The organism is Gemmata obscuriglobus, from assembly GCF_008065095.1.
Taxonomy (GTDB): Bacteria; Planctomycetota; Planctomycetia; order Gemmatales; family Gemmataceae; genus Gemmata; species Gemmata obscuriglobus.
In genome coordinates, this window is the sequence record NZ_CP042911.1 from 1 (window position 1) to 17,513 (window position 17,513).

Sequence of the window (17,513 nt, forward strand, 5' to 3'; positions counted from 1 at the left end):
ATGAACACTGTCCGGCGCGGGCCGGTTGACACGAATATCGAGGACCGTGTGGGGACGCCGACGGCCCGCTGGAACGGCTTCCTGGTGCTGCCGGAGAACCGTGTCGCGGTTCGGGCACTGCGGTCGGTGTGCCGGTCGGTACTCACGAGGCGGCGGCCCGGTGCGAACCCGGTCGTCCTGCACGGGCCGCCTGGAACCGGTAAGTCCCGCCTCAGCGCGTCGCTCGTGCAGCAGCTCGCGAACACATCCGACGGTGTTTCCGCGCAGGTGGTTTCTGCCGGCGACGTATCCCGCGCGCCGGACGAGGGGCTCGACGACGACGTGTTCGTGAGTTGCGACCTGCTCGCGCTGGAAGACGTGCAGCACCTCAGCACGCGGGCCGCCGAAGACGCCACCGAGCTACTCGACCGCCGAACCGCCCGCCGCCGGGCCACCGTCGTGACCGCCAGCGCCGGACCGGCCCAACTCGCCCATCTCCCGCAGCGGCTGACGTCGCGTCTGAGTTCGGGTCTGGTTGTGCGGCTCGAACCACTGAGTGCCCCGAGCCGGTTGGCGATTCTGGCGGAAGCCGCGCGCCAGCGACAGGTGCGGCTCACTCCCGACGCGCTCGAGTGGCTCGCGTCCCAAACAACCGGCGGCGGGGTGCGGACCACCCTCGGCTTGCTCCAGAACCTCGCACAAGTGGCCGCGGCGTTCCCGGGAGCGTTGACGCGCGCCGACGTGCAACAGGCGCTAGCGGATTCGGGCCAACCGACATCCGCCGCGCCCGATATTTCGGGGATCGTAGAGCGGACGGCCGCCGCCTTCGGAGTAACCGTCAAGGAGTTGCTAGGCGCCAGCCGGCTGCGCGGCGTGATGCGCCCCCGCCAGGTGGCGATGTACCTGGCACGTGAACTGACCGGGCTGTCACTGCCGCGCCTCGGTGCCGCGTTCGGACGAGATCACACAACCGTTCTCCACGCCTGCCGCAAAGTGGAAGCAGAAGTGGCCGCCGATCTCTCCCTCGCGAAACAGGTGAACGACCTGCGAACGGCACTGGGTTAACGGTCCGCTTTGGCAGCGGAAGCCGGCGCACAACCCTGTGGAAAACTTGGCGCGCGATTGGCGCGCACGTTTTCTCAACTGGCGCGCAACGGGCGGCGTTACAAGCGGGTAACGGGCGGGGCGATCGGCGCGGCACGGAATACCAGCGGCGCGTCACTCGCGCGCCAGGTTTTCCACAGGCCGTTCAGGGGACGAAACACTTGAATTGCTAGTAGTTCATGGCGGTTGTGGGCGGTGCGCGCCAAAATAGCGGCCCGCCTTACTACTGCTACTGGATGTTTAAAATAAAGGATAACAAGTAAATGGGTGGAGCAAGACGCGAAGCCCTCAACACACCCCACGGAAGGCGGAGGAGGGCACCATGAAGGTGACGTGTCAGCGGGACAGTTTGCTCACGGCGTGTCAGCTCGTTCAGGCCGCCGTGGCCCAGCGCACCACGAAACCGGTGCTGAGCAACATTAAGGCCGTCGCTCAGGACGACGCGATCACGCTGGTCGCTTACGACACAGAGGTGGGCATCCGCTACGAGCTGCGAGGCATTACCGTCGCCCGGGCGGGTTCGTGCATTCTGCCCATTACCGAGCTGGTGAAGATCCTTCGCGAGAGCAGCGACCCCGAAATCAGTTTGGACGCGGGCAAAGAAGCGGTCGTCGCGAAGACGAGCGGCGGGAAGTTCGAGATGCCCAGCCTGGACGTGAACGAGTTCCCGGACATTCCCGAGTTCGATGACGGCGGCCGGTACCACGAGATCACCGCCGGGGTGCTGCGGGCGATGCTCCGGCGGACCTCCTTCGCCGCGGACAAGAAAGACACCACCGCGCGGTTCTCGCTGACGGGCGTTCTGTGGGAGGCGGACGGCAAAGAGGCGCGACTGGTGGCCACCGACACCAAGCGGCTCGCGGTGTGTAAAGGCGAGGCGGTCGTTTACGGCGTGGTCGACGACGTGAAGGCGATTCACGTCGTGCCGCTGAAGGCCGTGACGCTGCTGGAAAAGAACCTGACGGACGACGGCGAAACGGTGCGCGTCGGGCTGCGGGCCAACGACGCCCTGTTCAAAACCGAGCGGGCGACGATCTACACCTCGCTGGTGCAGGGCAAGTTCCCGCCGTACCGCGACATCATCGGGAAAACGACCAAGGAGGCGACCCAGAAGGTGCCGCTGCCCGTTCAGGGGTTCCTGTCGCGGGTGCGGCAGGCCGCCATCATGACGGACGACGAGAGCATGCGGGTGGACATGACGTTCGACCCCGGCTCCGTGGTCATGAAGGCCCGCGGGGCGAAGACGGGCGCGTCGGAAGTGACCCTGGAGCTTCCGGATTACGACGGCCCGCACACCGAGATCGCGTTCGACCCGTCGTACCTGGTCGAGTTCCTGCGGGCGATCGAGAACGAGCCGACGGTGGTGCTGGAGATGTCCACCGGCACCCGGGCGGCGCTGTTCACCTGCGGCGACAACTACTCGTACCTTGTGATGCCGCTGACCGGTTGATTGTGTTCGGTGTTTTGTGTTCGGTGTGTCGCTGGTCAAGATTCTGTTGGGGTTGTTAATCCCGATGAGCTGCGGCGAATGATGGGGCGCCGACGCAAAATGTTCAACACGAAACACCCAACACGAAACACCAATGCATAAAGAGCAGCGCGACGGCAGGCAGGAACAGCTCTCCGACATCCTCGGGAAGTTGTTCACGTCCCGCGGCTGGGGGCGCAAGAACGACCGGCTGCGGATCGAGTCGGCGTGGGCCGAGGCCGCCGGCCCGGAACTGCTGAAGGACACACAGGTGCTGGTGATCAAGCGCGGGGTGATGGAGGTCGCCGTGCGCAACGCGGTGCTGATGTCGGAACTGGCCCAGTTTCACAAGCGCAAGTTGTTGACAAAGCTCCGCGCCGCGATGCCCGGGGTCACGCTCACCGACCTGAAGTTCCGCGCCGCGGCGTGGTGAGGTCTTCGTGGGGCGGCCGGGGCCGCGTGGCCCACCCGGTCTTGTTCGAACCGACAGAGCCAGGCTTACTGGAGAGGAACGCAGCACGATGAGTACCGAAACGCTGGGCAACGTCGGGTACACCGAAGACAACCTGCAGACGCTCAAGGACGCCGCCCATATCCGGCACCGGCCCGGCATGTACATCGGTAACACCGACATCGAGGGCATGCACCACCTCGTTTGGGAGGTCGTGTACAACTCCGTGGACGAGGCCCTCGCCGGGTTCTGCAAGAACATTTTCATCACGGTTCACAGCGACGAGTCCATTACCGTGTCCGACGACGGGCGCGGCATCCCGGTCGGGGTGAAGGCCGACACCGGCAAGTCCACCCTGGAAGAGGCGCTGACGATCGCGGGCTCGTCGGGGAAGTTCAACAACGACGCGTACAAGACCTCGGCCGGGCTGCACGGGATGGGCGCGAAGGCCATGAACGCGCTGTCCGAGTGGTGCACGGCCGAGATCAAGCGCGACGGCCGCGTGTACAAGATGGAGTTCGAAAAGGGGTACGCGACCAGCAAGCTCGAGGACCTCGGGCCGGCCCCGAAGGGGCAGACGGGGACCACGATCACCTTCAAACCGGACCCGGAGAAGTTCGGCGACATCCTGTTCGACTACGACCGCCTCGGCACCCGGTTCCAGCAGATCAGCTTCCTCAACAAGGGGCTGAAGCTGGCCCTCGCCGACGAGCGCGTCGGTAAGAGCGACACGTTCCACTCCGAGCGGGGCATCGCCGAGTACGTCGAGGTGCTCAACCGGAGCGAGCAGACGAACTACCCGCTCATCTACATCAACAAGCAGATCGATGGGGTGACGGTCGAGGTGTGCTTCCAGTACACCCAGGGCGAAACCAAGCTCGAGATGTGTTTCACGAACAACGCTTACAACAAGGACGGCGGCACGCACCTGTCCGGGTTCCGCGGCGGGCTCACCCGGGCGATCGGGCACTACGGGAAGAAGGCGAACCTGTTCAAGGAGATCGAACTCCGCGGCGACGACTTCCGCGAGGGCCTCACCGCGGTTATTAACATCAGCCACCCGCAGCCGAAGTTCGAGTCGCAGACGAAGGTGAAGCTCACCAGCCCCGAGGTCGAAGGGCAGACGTCCAGCGTCGTGTACGAGGTGCTGTCCGACTACCTGGAGCGGAACCCCAAAGAGGCCGAGCGGATCTGCAAAAAGGTGCTACTGACAGCCGAAGCCCGGATCGCGGCGAAGAAGGCCCGCGACGCCGTGAAGGGCCGCAAGGACGCTCTCAACAGCGGCGGACTGCCCGGGAAGCTGTACGACTGCAGCTCGCGCGACCGCGAGAACACCGAACTGTTCTTGGTGGAAGGTGATTCCGCCGGCGGCAGCGCCGAGAGCGGCCGGGACCGCGAGTTCCAGGCCATCCTGCCGCTGCGGGGTAAGGTCCTCAACGTCGAGAAGGCCAAGTTCGAGAAGTTGCTGGAGAACAACGAAATCTCCGCCCTCATCTCGGCGGTCGGGGTGGATATTGACAACGTCGAGGACGTGAGCAAGGTCCGGTACGGCAAGATCATCATCATGACCGACGCCGACGTGGACGGTCAGCACATCCGCACCCTGCTGCTCACGTTCTTTTTCCGCCAGATGCGGAAGCTGATCGAGGCGGGGCACGTGTTCGTCGCCCGGCCGCCGCTGTACAAGGTCACGCAGAAGAAGGAAACGCGGTTCATCCAGTCGCGCGAAGAGATGGTGACCCAACTCACCACCCGCGGGCTGAAGAACACCACCCTGCGTGCCACCCAGGTGGACCGACCGGCGCGCGACATCAGCGGCGACGAGCTGACGAAGTTGCTGCCGCTGCTCGACGAGGCCGAAAGCGCGGTTGTGGGGCTGGAGCGCCGCGGGCGCAACCTGGACGAACTGCTGACGCGGGCCGTAGACGGCCTGTTCCCGACCTACAACCTGTACGAGCGCGAGAAGAACAAGGAGCACTGGTTCCGCACCACGGACGAAGTGGCCGCGTTCAAGCAGGCGCTCGCGGACGAACTGAAGCGCGAGCCGGTGGTCGGCGAGGACTACACGCTCGACGAGTGGCACGACCTGAAGTCGCTCAACCGCGCCGTCACGAAGCTGAAGGCGTTCGGGTTCGACGCAGCCGACTTGGTGCCGCTCCAGCGGATCGCCGGGCGTGAGCCCCCGGTGCGCTACACCCTCGACCACGACGGCAGCAACAAGTCGCTGGTCAGCCTGCGCGAGCTGGTGATCGAGATCCGGCGTTTGGGCGAAAAGGGCATCGCCGTGACGCGATTCAAAGGGTTGGGCGAAATGGACCCCGAGGAGCTGTGGGCGACCACGCTCGACCCGCAGTACCGCACGCTGCTCAAGGTGACACTCAACGACGCGTTCAAAGCCGAGGAGATGTTCCGCACGCTGATGGGTAAAGAGGTTCAGGACCGCAAGGCGTTCATCTTCAGCAACTCGCTCAAGAGCGTCGAGGACATCGACTACGGCGCGTGATCCCGGATTCGATTTGCGCCCCGTGCCCGCGCGAGCTGTTGTTCGCGCGGGCACGGGGCTTTTCGTTCAGCGCCGGAGCAACACACGGTTCAGCAAGCCGCATCGTGCACGAACTCGTGGGCCGCATTGCGGCACGCAAATGCACGGAGGTGGACACAGTGCTGGCGCAGCGGTCGGCGTGGTTGCGGGTGCAGCCGGAGCCGGTCCTGCTTTAAGTAACAGCAGGTCAATTTCCGCTCCGAGGCGGTTGAAACGCGCCTGGTCGAGCATCTGAGGCTTGATCGCCATTGCCCGAACACGCAATTCCGCGTAACGCTCCCCCTCCTTTAACGCGCGAATACGGGCCTCGTGCCATGCGATGCGGTTAGTAGCTTGTGGTTCCTGTTTTGCAGCGACGCGGAGTATTTCGGCGGTCATCGCCTGCTCCGTCGAGAAGGTGCGCGGGTCTGGGCCGTAGAGTGCCATCTTGCCTTCAGCGTAGGCGATGTAAGCGAGTCCGCAGAGCGTCTGTTCACGTTGCAGTTGCCGGAGCGGTGTCTCGCCCGGTGTCGCGATGGGGGCTTTTGCTCCGGCGAGCAGCGCGGCGAGACGCTTTTCCCCGGACAGATCACCCGGAAATTGTGGAACGGGTTTGAACTCCGGGAACGCAGTGTAGGTGTCGGGTTCTGGAAGCGGCTTCAATTGATCAACTGCGAACGGCTCGCGCTTGACCGACGGCGCTGGTGCGCTCGGCCGAAGAGTAGCGATTGAAGCCAACAGCGTGAGCAGGTCTGCTTCGGCGCTGAGCCGCTGGAACTGGATGCTGTCGGCTCTTTGCGGCTGGAGCGCTCCGGCCGCGACACGTGACGTGGTGTAGTCTTCCAATTCCTTCATCGTGCGAACACACGCTTCGTACCACGGCACACGGTCGAGGAGCTGCGGTTCCAACTGGGCCGCCGCGTGAAACACTTGGACCGCGAATGTGAGATTGCTGTTGAACTCGTTCGGATCGGGGCCACCAAATGCCAAACCTGCTTCGACGCGTTTGATGTGTGCTACGCCGGCATTAGCCCGCTCGTGTTGTGCGCGAAGCAACGGGGATGCGTCCGGGCCGATCACAACGAGGTTCGGGTGCGGAACGCGTCCCTCGTCAATTGCTTTGGTGCCTTCAGGCGTTCGCTCGAGCCGCACCGTCGGCGCTTTCAGTTGCGGGAACGCGGTAAACGTCGGCTCAGTTGGCTGTCCTGTGCTGTCAATCGGAATCGGTCCGAGTTCAGTTCTGGGTGCTGCCCCGCGCGGAGCGGGTCCGGCCGCAGCGATTTCTGCTTGAAGTGCCAGTAAATCGATTTCGGTTTGAAATCGTTCAAAGCACGCCAGGTGAAATTGTTCTGAATTCAGTGCTCCCGACTGAACGCGGAGTAGGGTGTACCGTTCGCACTCCTTGCACGCGCGCACGCACGCCTCGTACCACGGCATTCGGTGTGAGGGGTGCTCTTCGAGTTCTGCGGCGGTGCGGTACGCTTTGACCGCCATGCGCACGTTGTCGTGGTAGGTATCTGGGTCCGGGGGCGCGATCGCCTGAGCGCGATCCACTCGTGCGCAGTACATCAGTCCGGCCCGGGCTTGTGCCCTTCGTACTTTGCGAAGCAGTGGCTCGTCGGTACCCGGCGCCGGCAGCTTCGGAACGGTAATCGGGTCCCGTGGTGTGCGTTGGGCGAACTGGCTGCCGTCGGGCTGTGTGGTGACTTTGGTGTCGTAGGTTATTGCCTTCAGCTCAGGAAACGCGGTGTACGGCGACACCAACTTGGGCGGACTAAAACTGCTCGCCTTTGGAGCCGGAGGGGCATCGGGTTATAGTGGACCCCGAAAACTGGACCGCCGGTTAAGCTATACCGGAGGCCCAGGAAAGGGGAACCCATGGCGGGCAAGCGGAAGAGTCACTCGGCGGCGTTCAAGGCCCAGGTCGCGCTGGCGGCCCTCAAGGGCGACAAGACCATCAACGAACTGGCGAGTCAGCACGGCGTCCACCCGACCCTGATTCATGGGTGGAAGAAGCAGTTGCTCACCGGGGCCGAGGCCGTGTTCGCCTCGGGGGCGAAGGGCACCGGCCCCCCGGAAGACAAGACGACCGAGTTGTACGAGCAGATCGGCCGCCTCAAGGTGGAACTCGACTGGGTGAAAAAAAAATCGGCCGCCCTCGGCTGAGGCCAAGCGTGCCCGGATCGAGGCCGAGCACCCGGAGCTGAGCGTCCGGCGCCAGTGCGAGCTGATCGGATTGAACCGCTCGACGGTGTACTACGAGCCGACCCCGGAGAGCGCGGAGAACCTGACGCTGATGCGGTTGATCGACGAGCAGTACACGACGTGCCCGTTCTACGGGAGCCGGCGCCTGGCCGCGTGGCTGGGCACCCAGGGCCACGAGGTGAACCGCAAGCGGGTGCAGCGGCTGTTGCGGATCATGGGGTTGGAGGCCCTGTACCCCAAGCCCAAGCTGTCGGTCGGGTCCGGGCACAAGGTGTACCCGTACCTGTTGCGGGGCGTGGCCATCGACCGGGTCCATCAGGTGTGGAGCACGGACATCACGTACATCCCGATGCCCACCGGGTTCATGTACCTGGCCGCAACGATGGACTGGTTCAGCCGGTACGTGGTGGCCTGGCGACTGTCCAACACGTTGGACGGGTCATTCTGCCAGGACATGCTGGAGGAGGCCTTGGGCCGGGGCAAGCCGGAGGTGTTCAACACGGACCAGGGAGTCCAGTTCACGGCCGCCGCGTGGGTCGGGCGATTGGAGCGGGCCGGGGTCGCGGTGAGCATGGACGGGCGGGGCCGGTGCCTGGACAACGTGTTCGTGGAGCGCCTGTGGCGGAGCGTCAAGTACGAGGACGTGTACCTCAAGGGTTACGAGTCGGTGCCGGCCCTGGAGAGTGGGCTCCGGGCGTACTTCGGGTTCTACAACACCGAGCGGTTACACCAGTCCCTGGACTACCGCACCCCGGCTCAGGTGTATGGCGTCGGAGCCACGAAGGCCCCGACGAAACAGTAGCGAAGGATAGCAACTTTTTGGTCTAGACAATGGGGTCCACTGTAGGTGGTTGTGCGCAGACCGGCCACGCGGTCAGCAATGCGAGGGTGAGCGGGCAGGTACGGGCGAGAAATCGTGACACGGTTGCTCCCGGAAACGCGAATGGGACCGGCGTCATTGCACCAGTCCCACGAGCATAACCTGATCGGAGCTGCTACTTGAGTTTGAAAGTGGCGAACAGATCGGGTGTGTCGGCGTCGGCCCCTTCCATCGCTACCGCTTTCTGTGCCGCTTCGACCCGCTCCTTGACCCGCTTGAACTCGGCGTCGTACCGCGCGAACAGTTTGTCCTGATCTTCCTTACTTAGCTTCAGCCTGTCGATCTTTTCGGTCGTCGCCTTGATTCGCTCGAGTGCGGCCTGCTGCTTCTCCTTGGGCTCACGCTTTTCCAGGGTCTCAGCGTAGACGTTCAGGTTCGCAATGAACTCCTTGACCAGCGCGTCTGGTCCGCCGCACCCGGTGACACAAAGGAGCAGGGTGCCGATCGCCCCGTAGGCAGCGTATCGTTTCACGTCGCGGGTTCTCGTAATGTGTGCGCGTCGCTGAGCACCGGAACCGGACCCGGCGCTGTGACAAGCGGCACTATACGGCGAACGGCGCGCCACCGCCAACGGCGGTGGCCGGAAAGTAGCGATCAAGGGCTACGGCAGTTTCGCGTCCGGTGGGAGCTTCAACTCGGTTCCTTCGGCGAGCGGCTGGTTCGTGTTCGGGATGTGATCGTTACGGGCGCTGATTTCGCGCCAACGCTGGAAATCCCCCATCGTTTCGTAGGCGATTTGTTGCAACGTCCTTCCGCCGCGTGGAACGACGTAAACCCCGCGCCCGCTGGTTCCGGCGGGCGGCTTGGTCGCAGGAGCGCTCCAGTTTGCGCCGTCTATTGGCGGGGTGGCGCGCGTCCCGTTCGTTCCCCCAGTTGCGGTCGGGAACTGGCGCTCGAGCACGTACTTGGGTGGAACGTTGACGTACCGCCCGCCCTGGAGCGACTGGCTCTGGTTGTACGACCGGAGCGCCGTCGCGTACTTCTTGCTGTTGTACCACTCTTGGCTGATCGACTCGTAGGTGTCGCCGTCCTTGACGTGGTAGATGTCCACGTCGTAGCTGGTTTTCGGCGCCCGTTCGGGCACGGTCGGCTTCACCTCTGTTGTGCCTGCTGCTTTGACGAACGGGATCGTATTACCCGGCTGGGGGGGCGCAGGTGCGGGCGCTTCGAGCGATGGCGGTTTCACCTCTGGTTGGCCAAGTGGCTTGACACCGCTAGCAGGCCCGACTGCAGGGAAGGGGTTGGAGTCGGGCGCGCTTGGTGCCTTGGTGTCTGGTCCGTTTCGCTCGATGCTGGCTGGCGGGAACGCCGCGGGGGGAACCGCCACCCCGGCCGGATTGCCCGAAGGCGGGGCCACAGATACGGGATTCGGATTCGGGAGTGGTACCGTCGGCGTTCCTACCGGAGGAACGCCGACGGTACCTATTGGTGCGGTCATCGCCGGTGGCGCCAGTTGGCCCGGTACCGGTGGAGTGGCGCTCGCGCCGAGTGCCGGCATTTCAGGAGGCTTCTGCGCACCAGGAGCGCTTGGTTGCGGAGACACAGTGGGACCGCTAGTCGGTCCCGCAGGAAGCGGCGACGGTGGAGCAGGCGGCAACTCGGGTAGCGTGGGAAGCGGCGGCACAGAGGCCGATGGTCCGGACACGCCTGGCGCGGAGGGCGTCACGGGTGCCGGGGGCGTCACGGGCACTGGTAACGGTGAAGCCGCAGGGCTGCCCGGCTGTGGCAGCGTGGGTGCGGGAAGTTGCATTCCGGCGGCGCCTAGTCCGGGTGGCGTTGAAGCCGGTGCGCCCGGAGGCGTTAGGTCAGGCGGCTTCAGCGGATTGGTTGCGCTCGGGGGGGCGAAATCGGGTGGCTTTGGTGAATTGGTTGGACTTGGTGACGGCAGCTCGGGCAGTTTTGGATCGGCAATCCCGCTCGCAGGCTGCACGGTCTTTTGTGTCCCGCCGGTTACCTCCAATGTCGGTGCAGCAACGAGCGTACCCGCTGAAGGCGAAACTGGACGTGGGGCGGCTGATGCACCTTGGTCGGGCGGTACTGGTGCCTTCACAGGGTTGATTGCGGTTACAGCGGGTGCTTCGGGGCGACTACCCGCGGCCGGTGTGACGGGCGGAGGCACTGCTGGGGCTTCGCCGGGTAGCTTTGCGGTTGCAGGCAGCGTGCCCGGAGGGAAAACCCCTGGCGTACGCGCAGGAGTGTCCTCTGGCTTTGGTAAAGGCAGGGCTGGCAGTGGGGCCGGTGGGCTGTTGGATGACGCATTACCCCCGGACGTGCTGTTGCCGCCGGTGTTGCCACTCGTGGGCGGTACGGGGGTAGGGGGCGTAAGCTGATTTGATCGGGTATCGCCTCCCAGAGCGTCTTGTGAGGTATCTTTTTGTAGGGAAGACGTGGACGTTCCTTTATCGCCTCCGGTCGTTTCGGTTTTCCCGTCCGGCTGCTTTGTTTCTGGTACCGACGGGACTGACGGCTTCAGAGGCTCAGACGGCAGAGCCTTTCCGTCAGTCTTGGCTTTGGCGGTGTCGGCGGTCGGCGCGTTCTGAGCCGGCGCCAGGAAGCGAATCGCCCCGGCTCCAGTGGCGATGCTGAGAACGGCGACGCTGGCGGTCAGTTGCTTGCGTGTAAACCGCTGGGTGAGTTTCGTAATGATCCCCACCGCGGGTTCGGCCGGAACAGGCACGCCGGCCGCTGCGGTGGTGACCGTGGCTGCGGTAGCAATTGCCGCGGCAAGTGGGGGTACGCTCGGGGTGGGCGCGTTCACGGGTTTCGGCGCCTCGACCTTGGGAGTGGGGGCGGGAGCCGGCTTCGGTTCGACCTTCGGTGTCTCGGCCTTTGGCGCTTCGACTTTTGGCGCTTCGACTTTCGGTGTCTCGATTTTTAGCGCCTCAGCTTTTGGCGCTTCGACTTTCGGTGTCTCGATCTTTGGCGCTTCGGCTTTCGGCGCGTCCGGCTTCGGCGCGGTGGGTTTCGGCGCCTCGACCTTGGGCGCTGGGCTGGCCGTGATGGCAGCGGGAGCCGGCGCCGGTGGAGTCGCAGTCAGGGCGGGGGCGGCGGGGGCGTTGAGCAGTGCTTCGACGAGCGATCCGACCCCGGCCGGCAGCGCTGCGGTGCGAGAGAACGCCGGTTTGCCCGGCACGTCAACGGCGATGGGCTCGGTCATCCGTGACCCCTTCATGTTGATGATTGCAGATTTGCGGTTGAGAGCCTGGACGCTCAATCGCAAATCGAAAATCACACCTACCCGATTCGTGTGGCCGCCCGCAGCTTCGCGCTTCGCGCCCGCGGGTTCCGGGCGACTTCCTCGTCCCCGGCCTCGACCGGCTTCTTCGTGAGCGGTCGCCACACGCCTTCCGTTCGTAACACGTGCTTCACCCGCCGGTCTTCGAGCGAGTGGAAGCTGATGATCCCGACCCGCCCGCCCGACTTCACCACCGTCGGCAGGACGGCGAGCAAGCGGTCGAGCGAACCGAGTTCGTCGTTGACCGCGATCCGGAGCGCCTGGAACACCCGCGTGGCCGGATCGATGCTCCCCGAACGCGGAACGCAACTTCGCACCACACTTGCGAGGTCCGCGGTGGTCGCGAACGGCCGCTCGGCCCGCCGCGCCACAATTTTCTTCGCCACCCGTCGGGAGTGTCGCTCCTCGCCGTACTCCCAGAACACGTCCGCCAGCGCGCCCTCGCTCAGCGAGTTGACCATGTCGGCCGCCGTGGAGCCGCTCGTGGGATCGAGCCGCATGTCGAGCGGCCCGTCGTCCCGGAAGCTCAACCCGCGCGCCCGCTCGGCGAGCTGGTCCGAACTGAACCCCAGGTCCGCGAGTACGCCGTCTACCGCGGCGATACCGCGGGCGGCGAGCACTTCGGCCAACTGGTCGAAGTTCGCGTGAACCAGTTCGACCGGCAGCCCCGCGACGAGCGGGCGCGCGAGGGCGAGCATGGTCGGGTCCTGGTCCAGAGCGAGCACCCGCCCGGCGGGACCGACGCGCTCGGCGATGAGCCGGGTGTGCCCGGCGCCGCCGGTGGTGCAATCGACCCACGTCTCGTCCGGCCGCGGGTCGAGCAGCGCGAGCGTTTCGGCCGGCAGCACACTCACGTGAACCGGCAGGCGGTCGGCGGACATAGGCGCTTTCGGAAACTGGGTCAAGGCGAAGATGTGAGGCGGTTACAAAGGCCGGGCGCGACTTCAGCCCTGGACGATGTGCGGCGGGTCGGCGTCGTCGGGCGGCGGAAACCGCTGCCGCAGCGCGTTCAAGTCGATCCGCTGGAGGATGTCACACACCCGGTCCAGCGGCCGGTTCGTGTCCGCGGCCCACTGGATCAGGGTCAGGTTGTCGGCCCCGTCCACCAACCGGGCGGTGACCTCGTCAATCAGCTCGCGGTCGTGGGGGAACTGGCGGGAGAGGGCGCCGAAGTCCTCACGCGGCATCGACAGCCAGAACCGGCGCCCGGTCAGGTGTGCGAGCGCCCGCCCCCGCACGAACGCCGGCCAGTGCCGCGCCACCCACTGCTGAATGGCCGCCTCGCCCAGGTCGTACCCGGCCTTCTCGCTCTCGATCCACCGGAACCGCTCGGCTTCTTCGCGGGCGTCGTCGTTCATGTCGGCCCTCCGGTCGCGCTCCCGGTTCCGGCGTCCGGGTTCCAAGTTTGGAGATCGTGAACCGGGTCGCCGCGCGCAACTTGGAACCCGGAACCGGGGACTTTCCGTCACCACCGGCTGAGGTTGGCCTGGGCCTTACCCATCAGCTCGGATCGCTTCAAGATCGCGTCGTGTGTGGCCAGCTTGTACAGGTCGCCGAGCGTCGGGTAGTTGAAGCAGGTGGACAGGAACAGGTTCGCCCCGCCCCCCGTCATCATCGCGGTCAGCCCCACGTGTATCAGCTCCGTCGCCTGCTCGCCGATCACGTGGACGCCGAGCAGTTTCATCTCCTCGCGGTCGAAGATCAGTTTCAGGAACCCGGTCTTGTCCCCGATGATCTTGCCGCGCGGGTTCTGGTCGTAGTCGGCGCGGCCGATCACGACCGGGATGTTCTTTTCTTTCGCCTGCGGCTCGGTGAGCCCGACCGAACTCACCTCGGGGATGGTGTAGATGCCGGCCGGAAGGTACTGCGCGAGCGCTTCCTTCGCCATCGAGCCGAACGCGTGGCACGCGGCGACGCGGCCCTGCTCGTAGCTCGTACTCGCGAGCGCGGGGAACCCGATCACGTCGCCCACGGCGTAGATGTGCGGGACGGTGGTGCGGAAGTGCTCGTCCACCGGGATCAGCCCGCGCGGGGTCAGCCCGAACCCCGCGGCGGCCGGGTCGAGGCGGTCCGCGTAACTGGTCCGCCCGGCGCACACGAGCACGTTCGAGACCGTCAGCTCGTTCCCGGACTTGAGTTGCAACTCCACCTCTCCGGAGCGCGGCGCGTGGCACCGCTCCACCTGCTCCTTCCAGTGGAACACGATCCCCTGCCGCTCCATCGCCTTGGTCAGTGCGGCCGACAGGTCGGGGTCCAGGAACGGGAGCAGCGTGTCCCGCCCGTCGATCAGGTGGACCCGGACGCCGAGTGCGGCGAACATGCACGCGTACTCGCTGCCGATCACCCCGCCGCCGATGACCGCCAGCGACCGCGGGATGCTCGTGATGTACAGCAGCTCGTCCGAGTCGTGGACCCGGGCGTGCTCGAACGGGAACACCGCCGGGCGCACCGGGGTGGAGCCGATCGCGATGACGATCTTGTCGGCGCGGATGTCGAACGAGCCGCCCGGCGGGTTGGGGCGGGTGACCCGAACCGTGTGCGGGTCCACGAACGAGCCGGTGCCCTGGTGGAGCATCACCCCGTACCGGTCGAGCAGGGTCCGCATCTGGTGCGCTTCGGACGCCTTCACCACCCGCTCGTGGCGCATCAGGTCTTCGATTTTGGCCTGCCGCCGGACCGACACGTCCAGCCCGATGACGGCCCGGGCCTTGGCCCCGGAGATGGCCAGGGCGGTTTCGCGAAGGGTTTTGCTCGGGATGGTGCCAGTGTTGACGGCAGCGCCGCCGACCACCGGGTTCCGCTCGACCAGCGCGACCCGCTTACCGAGCAGGGCCGCGGTGTCGGCGGCGGCGAGGCCGCCGGGGCCGGCGCCGATTACGATCAGGTCGTACTGAAGGGGCTTAGGCATGGTGCGGCTCGCCGGAGGGTGTGCGGACATGATACCCCGCCGGGGTGCCGGTGGGCACCTCACGGCCGCACTTCGCCCCCGCCGCGGTTCGGTTCGTGACGTACATTCGGAACCGGGCGGTGCCGCAACCGGTCCGGTGGCCGGCGTTACTTCTTTGGGGCTTTGGGCGGCGGCGTAAGTGCGGCTTTCAGCGTGTCCAGTTCCTGGTCCGTGAGCCGCTTACGGGTGGCGGTGATCATTTTGGCGAAGTGTTCGATTTCGCCCGGTTCTGCCGGGAACCCGATGTTCCCCTTCGGCCCGTCGCTCGTCACCAGCGCTTTCCCCGCGCCGTCGAGCACGACGAACCACGGAATCCCCCCGCTCTTTTCCGGGTGATACTTCTCGAACACCTCCTTGGCGCCGATCATCCGGTCCTGGTCGATCTTCACATCGACGTAGTCCTTACCAACCAGGGCGGCGATGTCCGGGCGTGCGAGCCAGGCATCCAGTTTGAGGCACCAGCCGCACCACGGCGCGCCGAAATGGAGGATCACCTTGCGGTCGGTCTTGGTGGCGTCGGCGAGGGCCGCGGCCAGCACGTCGGCTGCTTTTTTGGGTTCGGCCTTGTACCTGTCCAGGAACTCTTGCAACTTCTTCGCGTCGTGCCCGTTCTTGCCGTCCTCTTTCGTCTCGAACGGCTCGGTCGGCTGGTTCACCAGCACCGTGCCGTCGGCGTTGAGGACCGTCAGGAACGGCACGCCGGCGTTGGAGAGGTCAACGTTGTACTTCTTGAGCAGGTCGGTGTTTTTGCTGTCGATGTGGACCACGTCGTACTCGTAGCGGAGCGTCTTCGCGAGCGCGCGGTCGGTGGTGAACTTGTTGTGCAGGAGGAGGCACCACGAGCACCAGTTGCCGCCCCACTGGACGAGCACCCGGCGGTTCTCGCGCTTGGCGGAGACGAGGGCGGCTTCGATGAGGGCTTTGGCGTCCGCCTTTTCGTCGTAGACCTTCACCGCGGCCTTCGTCCCCTTGGCCGGTGCGGGCGGGTCCTCTGCCGAACACGTCAGGGCGGCGGCGATAACCAGTGCGAGACCGAACAGTGGTTTCATGTGACTGGCTCCGGGGGTGGTATTCGGCTCGAATTGCGGGCGCGGGCGAACCGGGGGGGCGCTCGCGCCGGGCGCAGTTTCACATTTCTCCGGACCCGTCACAACCGATTTTTGCGCGCGGCGTGCCTTTCTCACTCAACTCCGCCCGAGGCGCCCGTAAGATGCTTGAGTAGACAAACTGTGTTCCAGTGGGTTGGCCCTCCGCCACACTAAAAACAAGGAGCCTCGCATGTCCGTTGTTTCTCCCGCCGAACCTCGTGGCCTGGCGCCGGCCGGTTCTGGCCCCACGTCCGTATCTCTGCTCGACGACGTTTCGGCCGAAATCCTCGAACTCAAGAAGAAGCTCGGCGCCACGATCCTGGCTCACTACTACCAGGAGGGCGAGATCCAGGCGCTCGCCGACATCACCGGCGACAGCCTCAAGCTCGCCCGCGAGGCCACGAAGGTCGATTCGCCGGTCATCGTGTTTTGTGGCGTGCTGTTTATGGCCGAGACGGCCAAGATGCTGAACCCCACAAAGCGCGTTCTGCTTCCCGACCTGCGGGCCGGGTGCAGCCTCGTGGACGCGTGCCCCGCGGACAAGCTCGAGCGCTACCAGGAGCGGCTCCGCGAGAACGGCCGCAAGTTCCAGACGGTGTGCTACATCAACTCCTCGGCCAAGGTGAAGGCGCTGAGCGACTGGGTGGTCACGTCCGGCAACGCGGAGGACATCGTTCGGAACAAGGTGCCCCAGGGGTACGAGATCCTGTTCGTGCCGGACAAGCACCTCGGCCGTTACCTCCAGGAGCTGACCGGCCGCCCGATGATCCTGTGGGACGGGTCGTGCATGGTCCATGAGATCTTCAGCGTCGTGGACCTGATCAAGCAGAAAAAGGAGCACCCGAAGGCGGTGACGCTCGCGCACCCGGAGTGCCCGCAGAACATCCTCCAGCTCGCGGACTTCGCGGGCGGCACGGAGGCGATGATCAAGCACGTCGCGGACTACAAGGCGCCGACCGAGTTCCTGGTGGCGACGGAAGCCAACATGATGTGGGAGTTGCAGCGCCGCTACCCGCAGCACACCTACCTGGGCGTTCCCGGAATCACGTGCTCGTGCAACAAGTGCCCGCACATGGCTCTGAACACGCTGGAGAAGGTGCGCGACTGTATGCGGGACGGCGCGCCGGAGATCCTGTGGCAGCCGGAGTTCGACAAGGCCAAGGAAGTGCTCGCGCGGAGCCTGCTGAATCCGCCGGCCACGGCGCCGGTCCAACCTGCGGGGGACTGACCTATGGGGACGCGGGCGACAAAGGGAACGAAGCGCTCGACTGCGGGCGCCCGGACCGAAACGAACGGCGTTGCACCGGTCACCGCGGTTACCGCCGAAGTGATGACGCTGGCCGAAGCGGCGGCGTGGCTGCGCGTCTCCGAAGCCGGGCTTCGGGCCGATGCGGATAGTGGACGGTTACCGGCTCGGCTGGTGGCGGGCGAGTGGCGGTTCAACAAGGCCGCGCTGCTCGAATGGCTGAGCCACCCCGAGCCGCCGGCTTCACGCCCGAAGACCGGTGCGGAACTAGTTGAGCACATCCGGCGGGTACGCGCGGCTTCGTCTGACCCAGAAACGGAAGAAGAGGCCGAGGAATTCATCCGCCAAATGTACGCTCGGCGTAAGGCTGATTCTGCCGCGGGGTGATC

Annotated in this window: 14 protein-coding genes; 7 read left to right on the plus strand and 7 right to left on the minus strand. The window is 65.4% G+C overall.

Annotated elements, in window-relative coordinates:
- Window positions 1-48: 48 nt before the first annotated feature.
- From GobsT_RS37375 to GobsT_RS00020, 4 genes are all read left to right on the plus strand, one after another.
- Window positions 49-1,044 (plus strand): DnaA/Hda family protein, encoded by a 996-nt coding sequence (locus GobsT_RS37375; RefSeq protein WP_162097382.1) that lies wholly within the window; start codon window positions 49-51, stop codon window positions 1,042-1,044.
- Window positions 1,045-1,405: 361 nt separating this feature from the next.
- Entirely contained in the window at window positions 1,406-2,533 is a 1,128-nt protein-coding gene (gene dnaN, locus GobsT_RS00010) for a DNA polymerase III subunit beta (protein WP_010044299.1), read from the plus strand.
- A gap of 133 nt (window positions 2,534-2,666) precedes the next feature.
- Window positions 2,667-2,984: a DciA family protein gene (locus GobsT_RS00015; RefSeq protein WP_010044297.1), complete on the plus strand. Its 318-nt coding sequence runs from the start codon at window positions 2,667-2,669 to the stop codon at window positions 2,982-2,984.
- A gap of 88 nt (window positions 2,985-3,072) precedes the next feature.
- Window positions 3,073-5,505 (plus strand): DNA gyrase subunit B, encoded by a 2,433-nt coding sequence (locus tag GobsT_RS00020; RefSeq protein WP_010044295.1) that lies wholly within the window; start codon window positions 3,073-3,075, stop codon window positions 5,503-5,505.
- Between the two features lie 66 nt (window positions 5,506-5,571).
- On the opposite strand, the gene GobsT_RS00025 is transcribed toward GobsT_RS00020, so the two are convergent.
- A complete protein-coding gene (locus tag GobsT_RS00025) occupies window positions 5,572-7,284 on the minus strand; it encodes a hypothetical protein (protein WP_148087549.1) in 1,713 nt (570 codons plus the stop codon).
- Window positions 7,285-7,401: 117 nt separating this feature from the next.
- Between GobsT_RS00025 and GobsT_RS00030 the strand changes: the two genes are divergently transcribed.
- Window positions 7,402-8,530 (plus strand): IS3 family transposase gene (locus GobsT_RS00030; RefSeq protein WP_417936319.1). Its coding sequence is split into 2 segments (ribosomal slippage): window positions 7,402-7,680 and window positions 7,682-8,530, totalling 1,128 coding nucleotides; the frame shifts between segments, so codons are not numbered across the junction.
- A 193-nt stretch (window positions 8,531-8,723) separates the two neighbouring features.
- On the opposite strand, the gene GobsT_RS00035 is transcribed toward GobsT_RS00030, so the two are convergent.
- From GobsT_RS00035 to GobsT_RS00060, 6 genes are all read right to left on the minus strand, one after another.
- On the minus strand, window positions 8,724-9,080 hold the full coding sequence (locus GobsT_RS00035; RefSeq protein WP_010044291.1) for a hypothetical protein: 357 nt from the start codon (window positions 9,078-9,080) through the stop codon (window positions 8,724-8,726).
- Between the two features lie 129 nt (window positions 9,081-9,209).
- The gene (locus GobsT_RS00040) at window positions 9,210-9,794 is read right to left on the minus strand and encodes a hypothetical protein (protein WP_148087550.1); all 585 of its coding nucleotides are present in this window, start codon (window positions 9,792-9,794) and stop codon (window positions 9,210-9,212) included.
- A 2,048-nt stretch (window positions 9,795-11,842) separates the two neighbouring features.
- The gene (rsmH, locus tag GobsT_RS00045) at window positions 11,843-12,724 is read right to left on the minus strand and encodes a 16S rRNA (cytosine(1402)-N(4))-methyltransferase RsmH (protein ID WP_010044276.1); all 882 of its coding nucleotides are present in this window, start codon (window positions 12,722-12,724) and stop codon (window positions 11,843-11,845) included.
- Window positions 12,725-12,787: 63 nt separating this feature from the next.
- Window positions 12,788-13,201 (minus strand): hypothetical protein, encoded by a 414-nt coding sequence (locus tag GobsT_RS00050; RefSeq protein WP_010044275.1) that lies wholly within the window; start codon window positions 13,199-13,201, stop codon window positions 12,788-12,790.
- Window positions 13,202-13,308: 107 nt separating this feature from the next.
- On the minus strand, window positions 13,309-14,751 hold the full coding sequence (sthA, locus tag GobsT_RS00055; RefSeq protein WP_010044273.1) for a Si-specific NAD(P)(+) transhydrogenase: 1,443 nt from the start codon (window positions 14,749-14,751) through the stop codon (window positions 13,309-13,311).
- A 146-nt stretch (window positions 14,752-14,897) separates the two neighbouring features.
- Window positions 14,898-15,839 carry a thioredoxin family protein gene (locus GobsT_RS00060; RefSeq protein ID WP_010044272.1) on the minus strand — a complete coding sequence of 314 codons (942 nt, stop codon included), beginning with the start codon at window positions 15,837-15,839 and terminating at the stop codon, window positions 14,898-14,900.
- Window positions 15,840-16,068: 229 nt separating this feature from the next.
- Between GobsT_RS00060 and nadA the strand changes: the two genes are divergently transcribed.
- Window positions 16,069-17,106, plus strand: coding sequence for a quinolinate synthase NadA (nadA, locus tag GobsT_RS00065; RefSeq protein WP_010044270.1), 1,038 nt, complete (start codon window positions 16,069-16,071; stop codon window positions 17,104-17,106).
- A gap of 102 nt (window positions 17,107-17,208) precedes the next feature.
- A complete protein-coding gene (locus tag GobsT_RS00070; RefSeq protein ID WP_197905089.1) occupies window positions 17,209-17,511 on the plus strand; it encodes a helix-turn-helix domain-containing protein in 303 nt (100 codons plus the stop codon).
- Window positions 17,512-17,513: the final 2 nt, after the last annotated feature.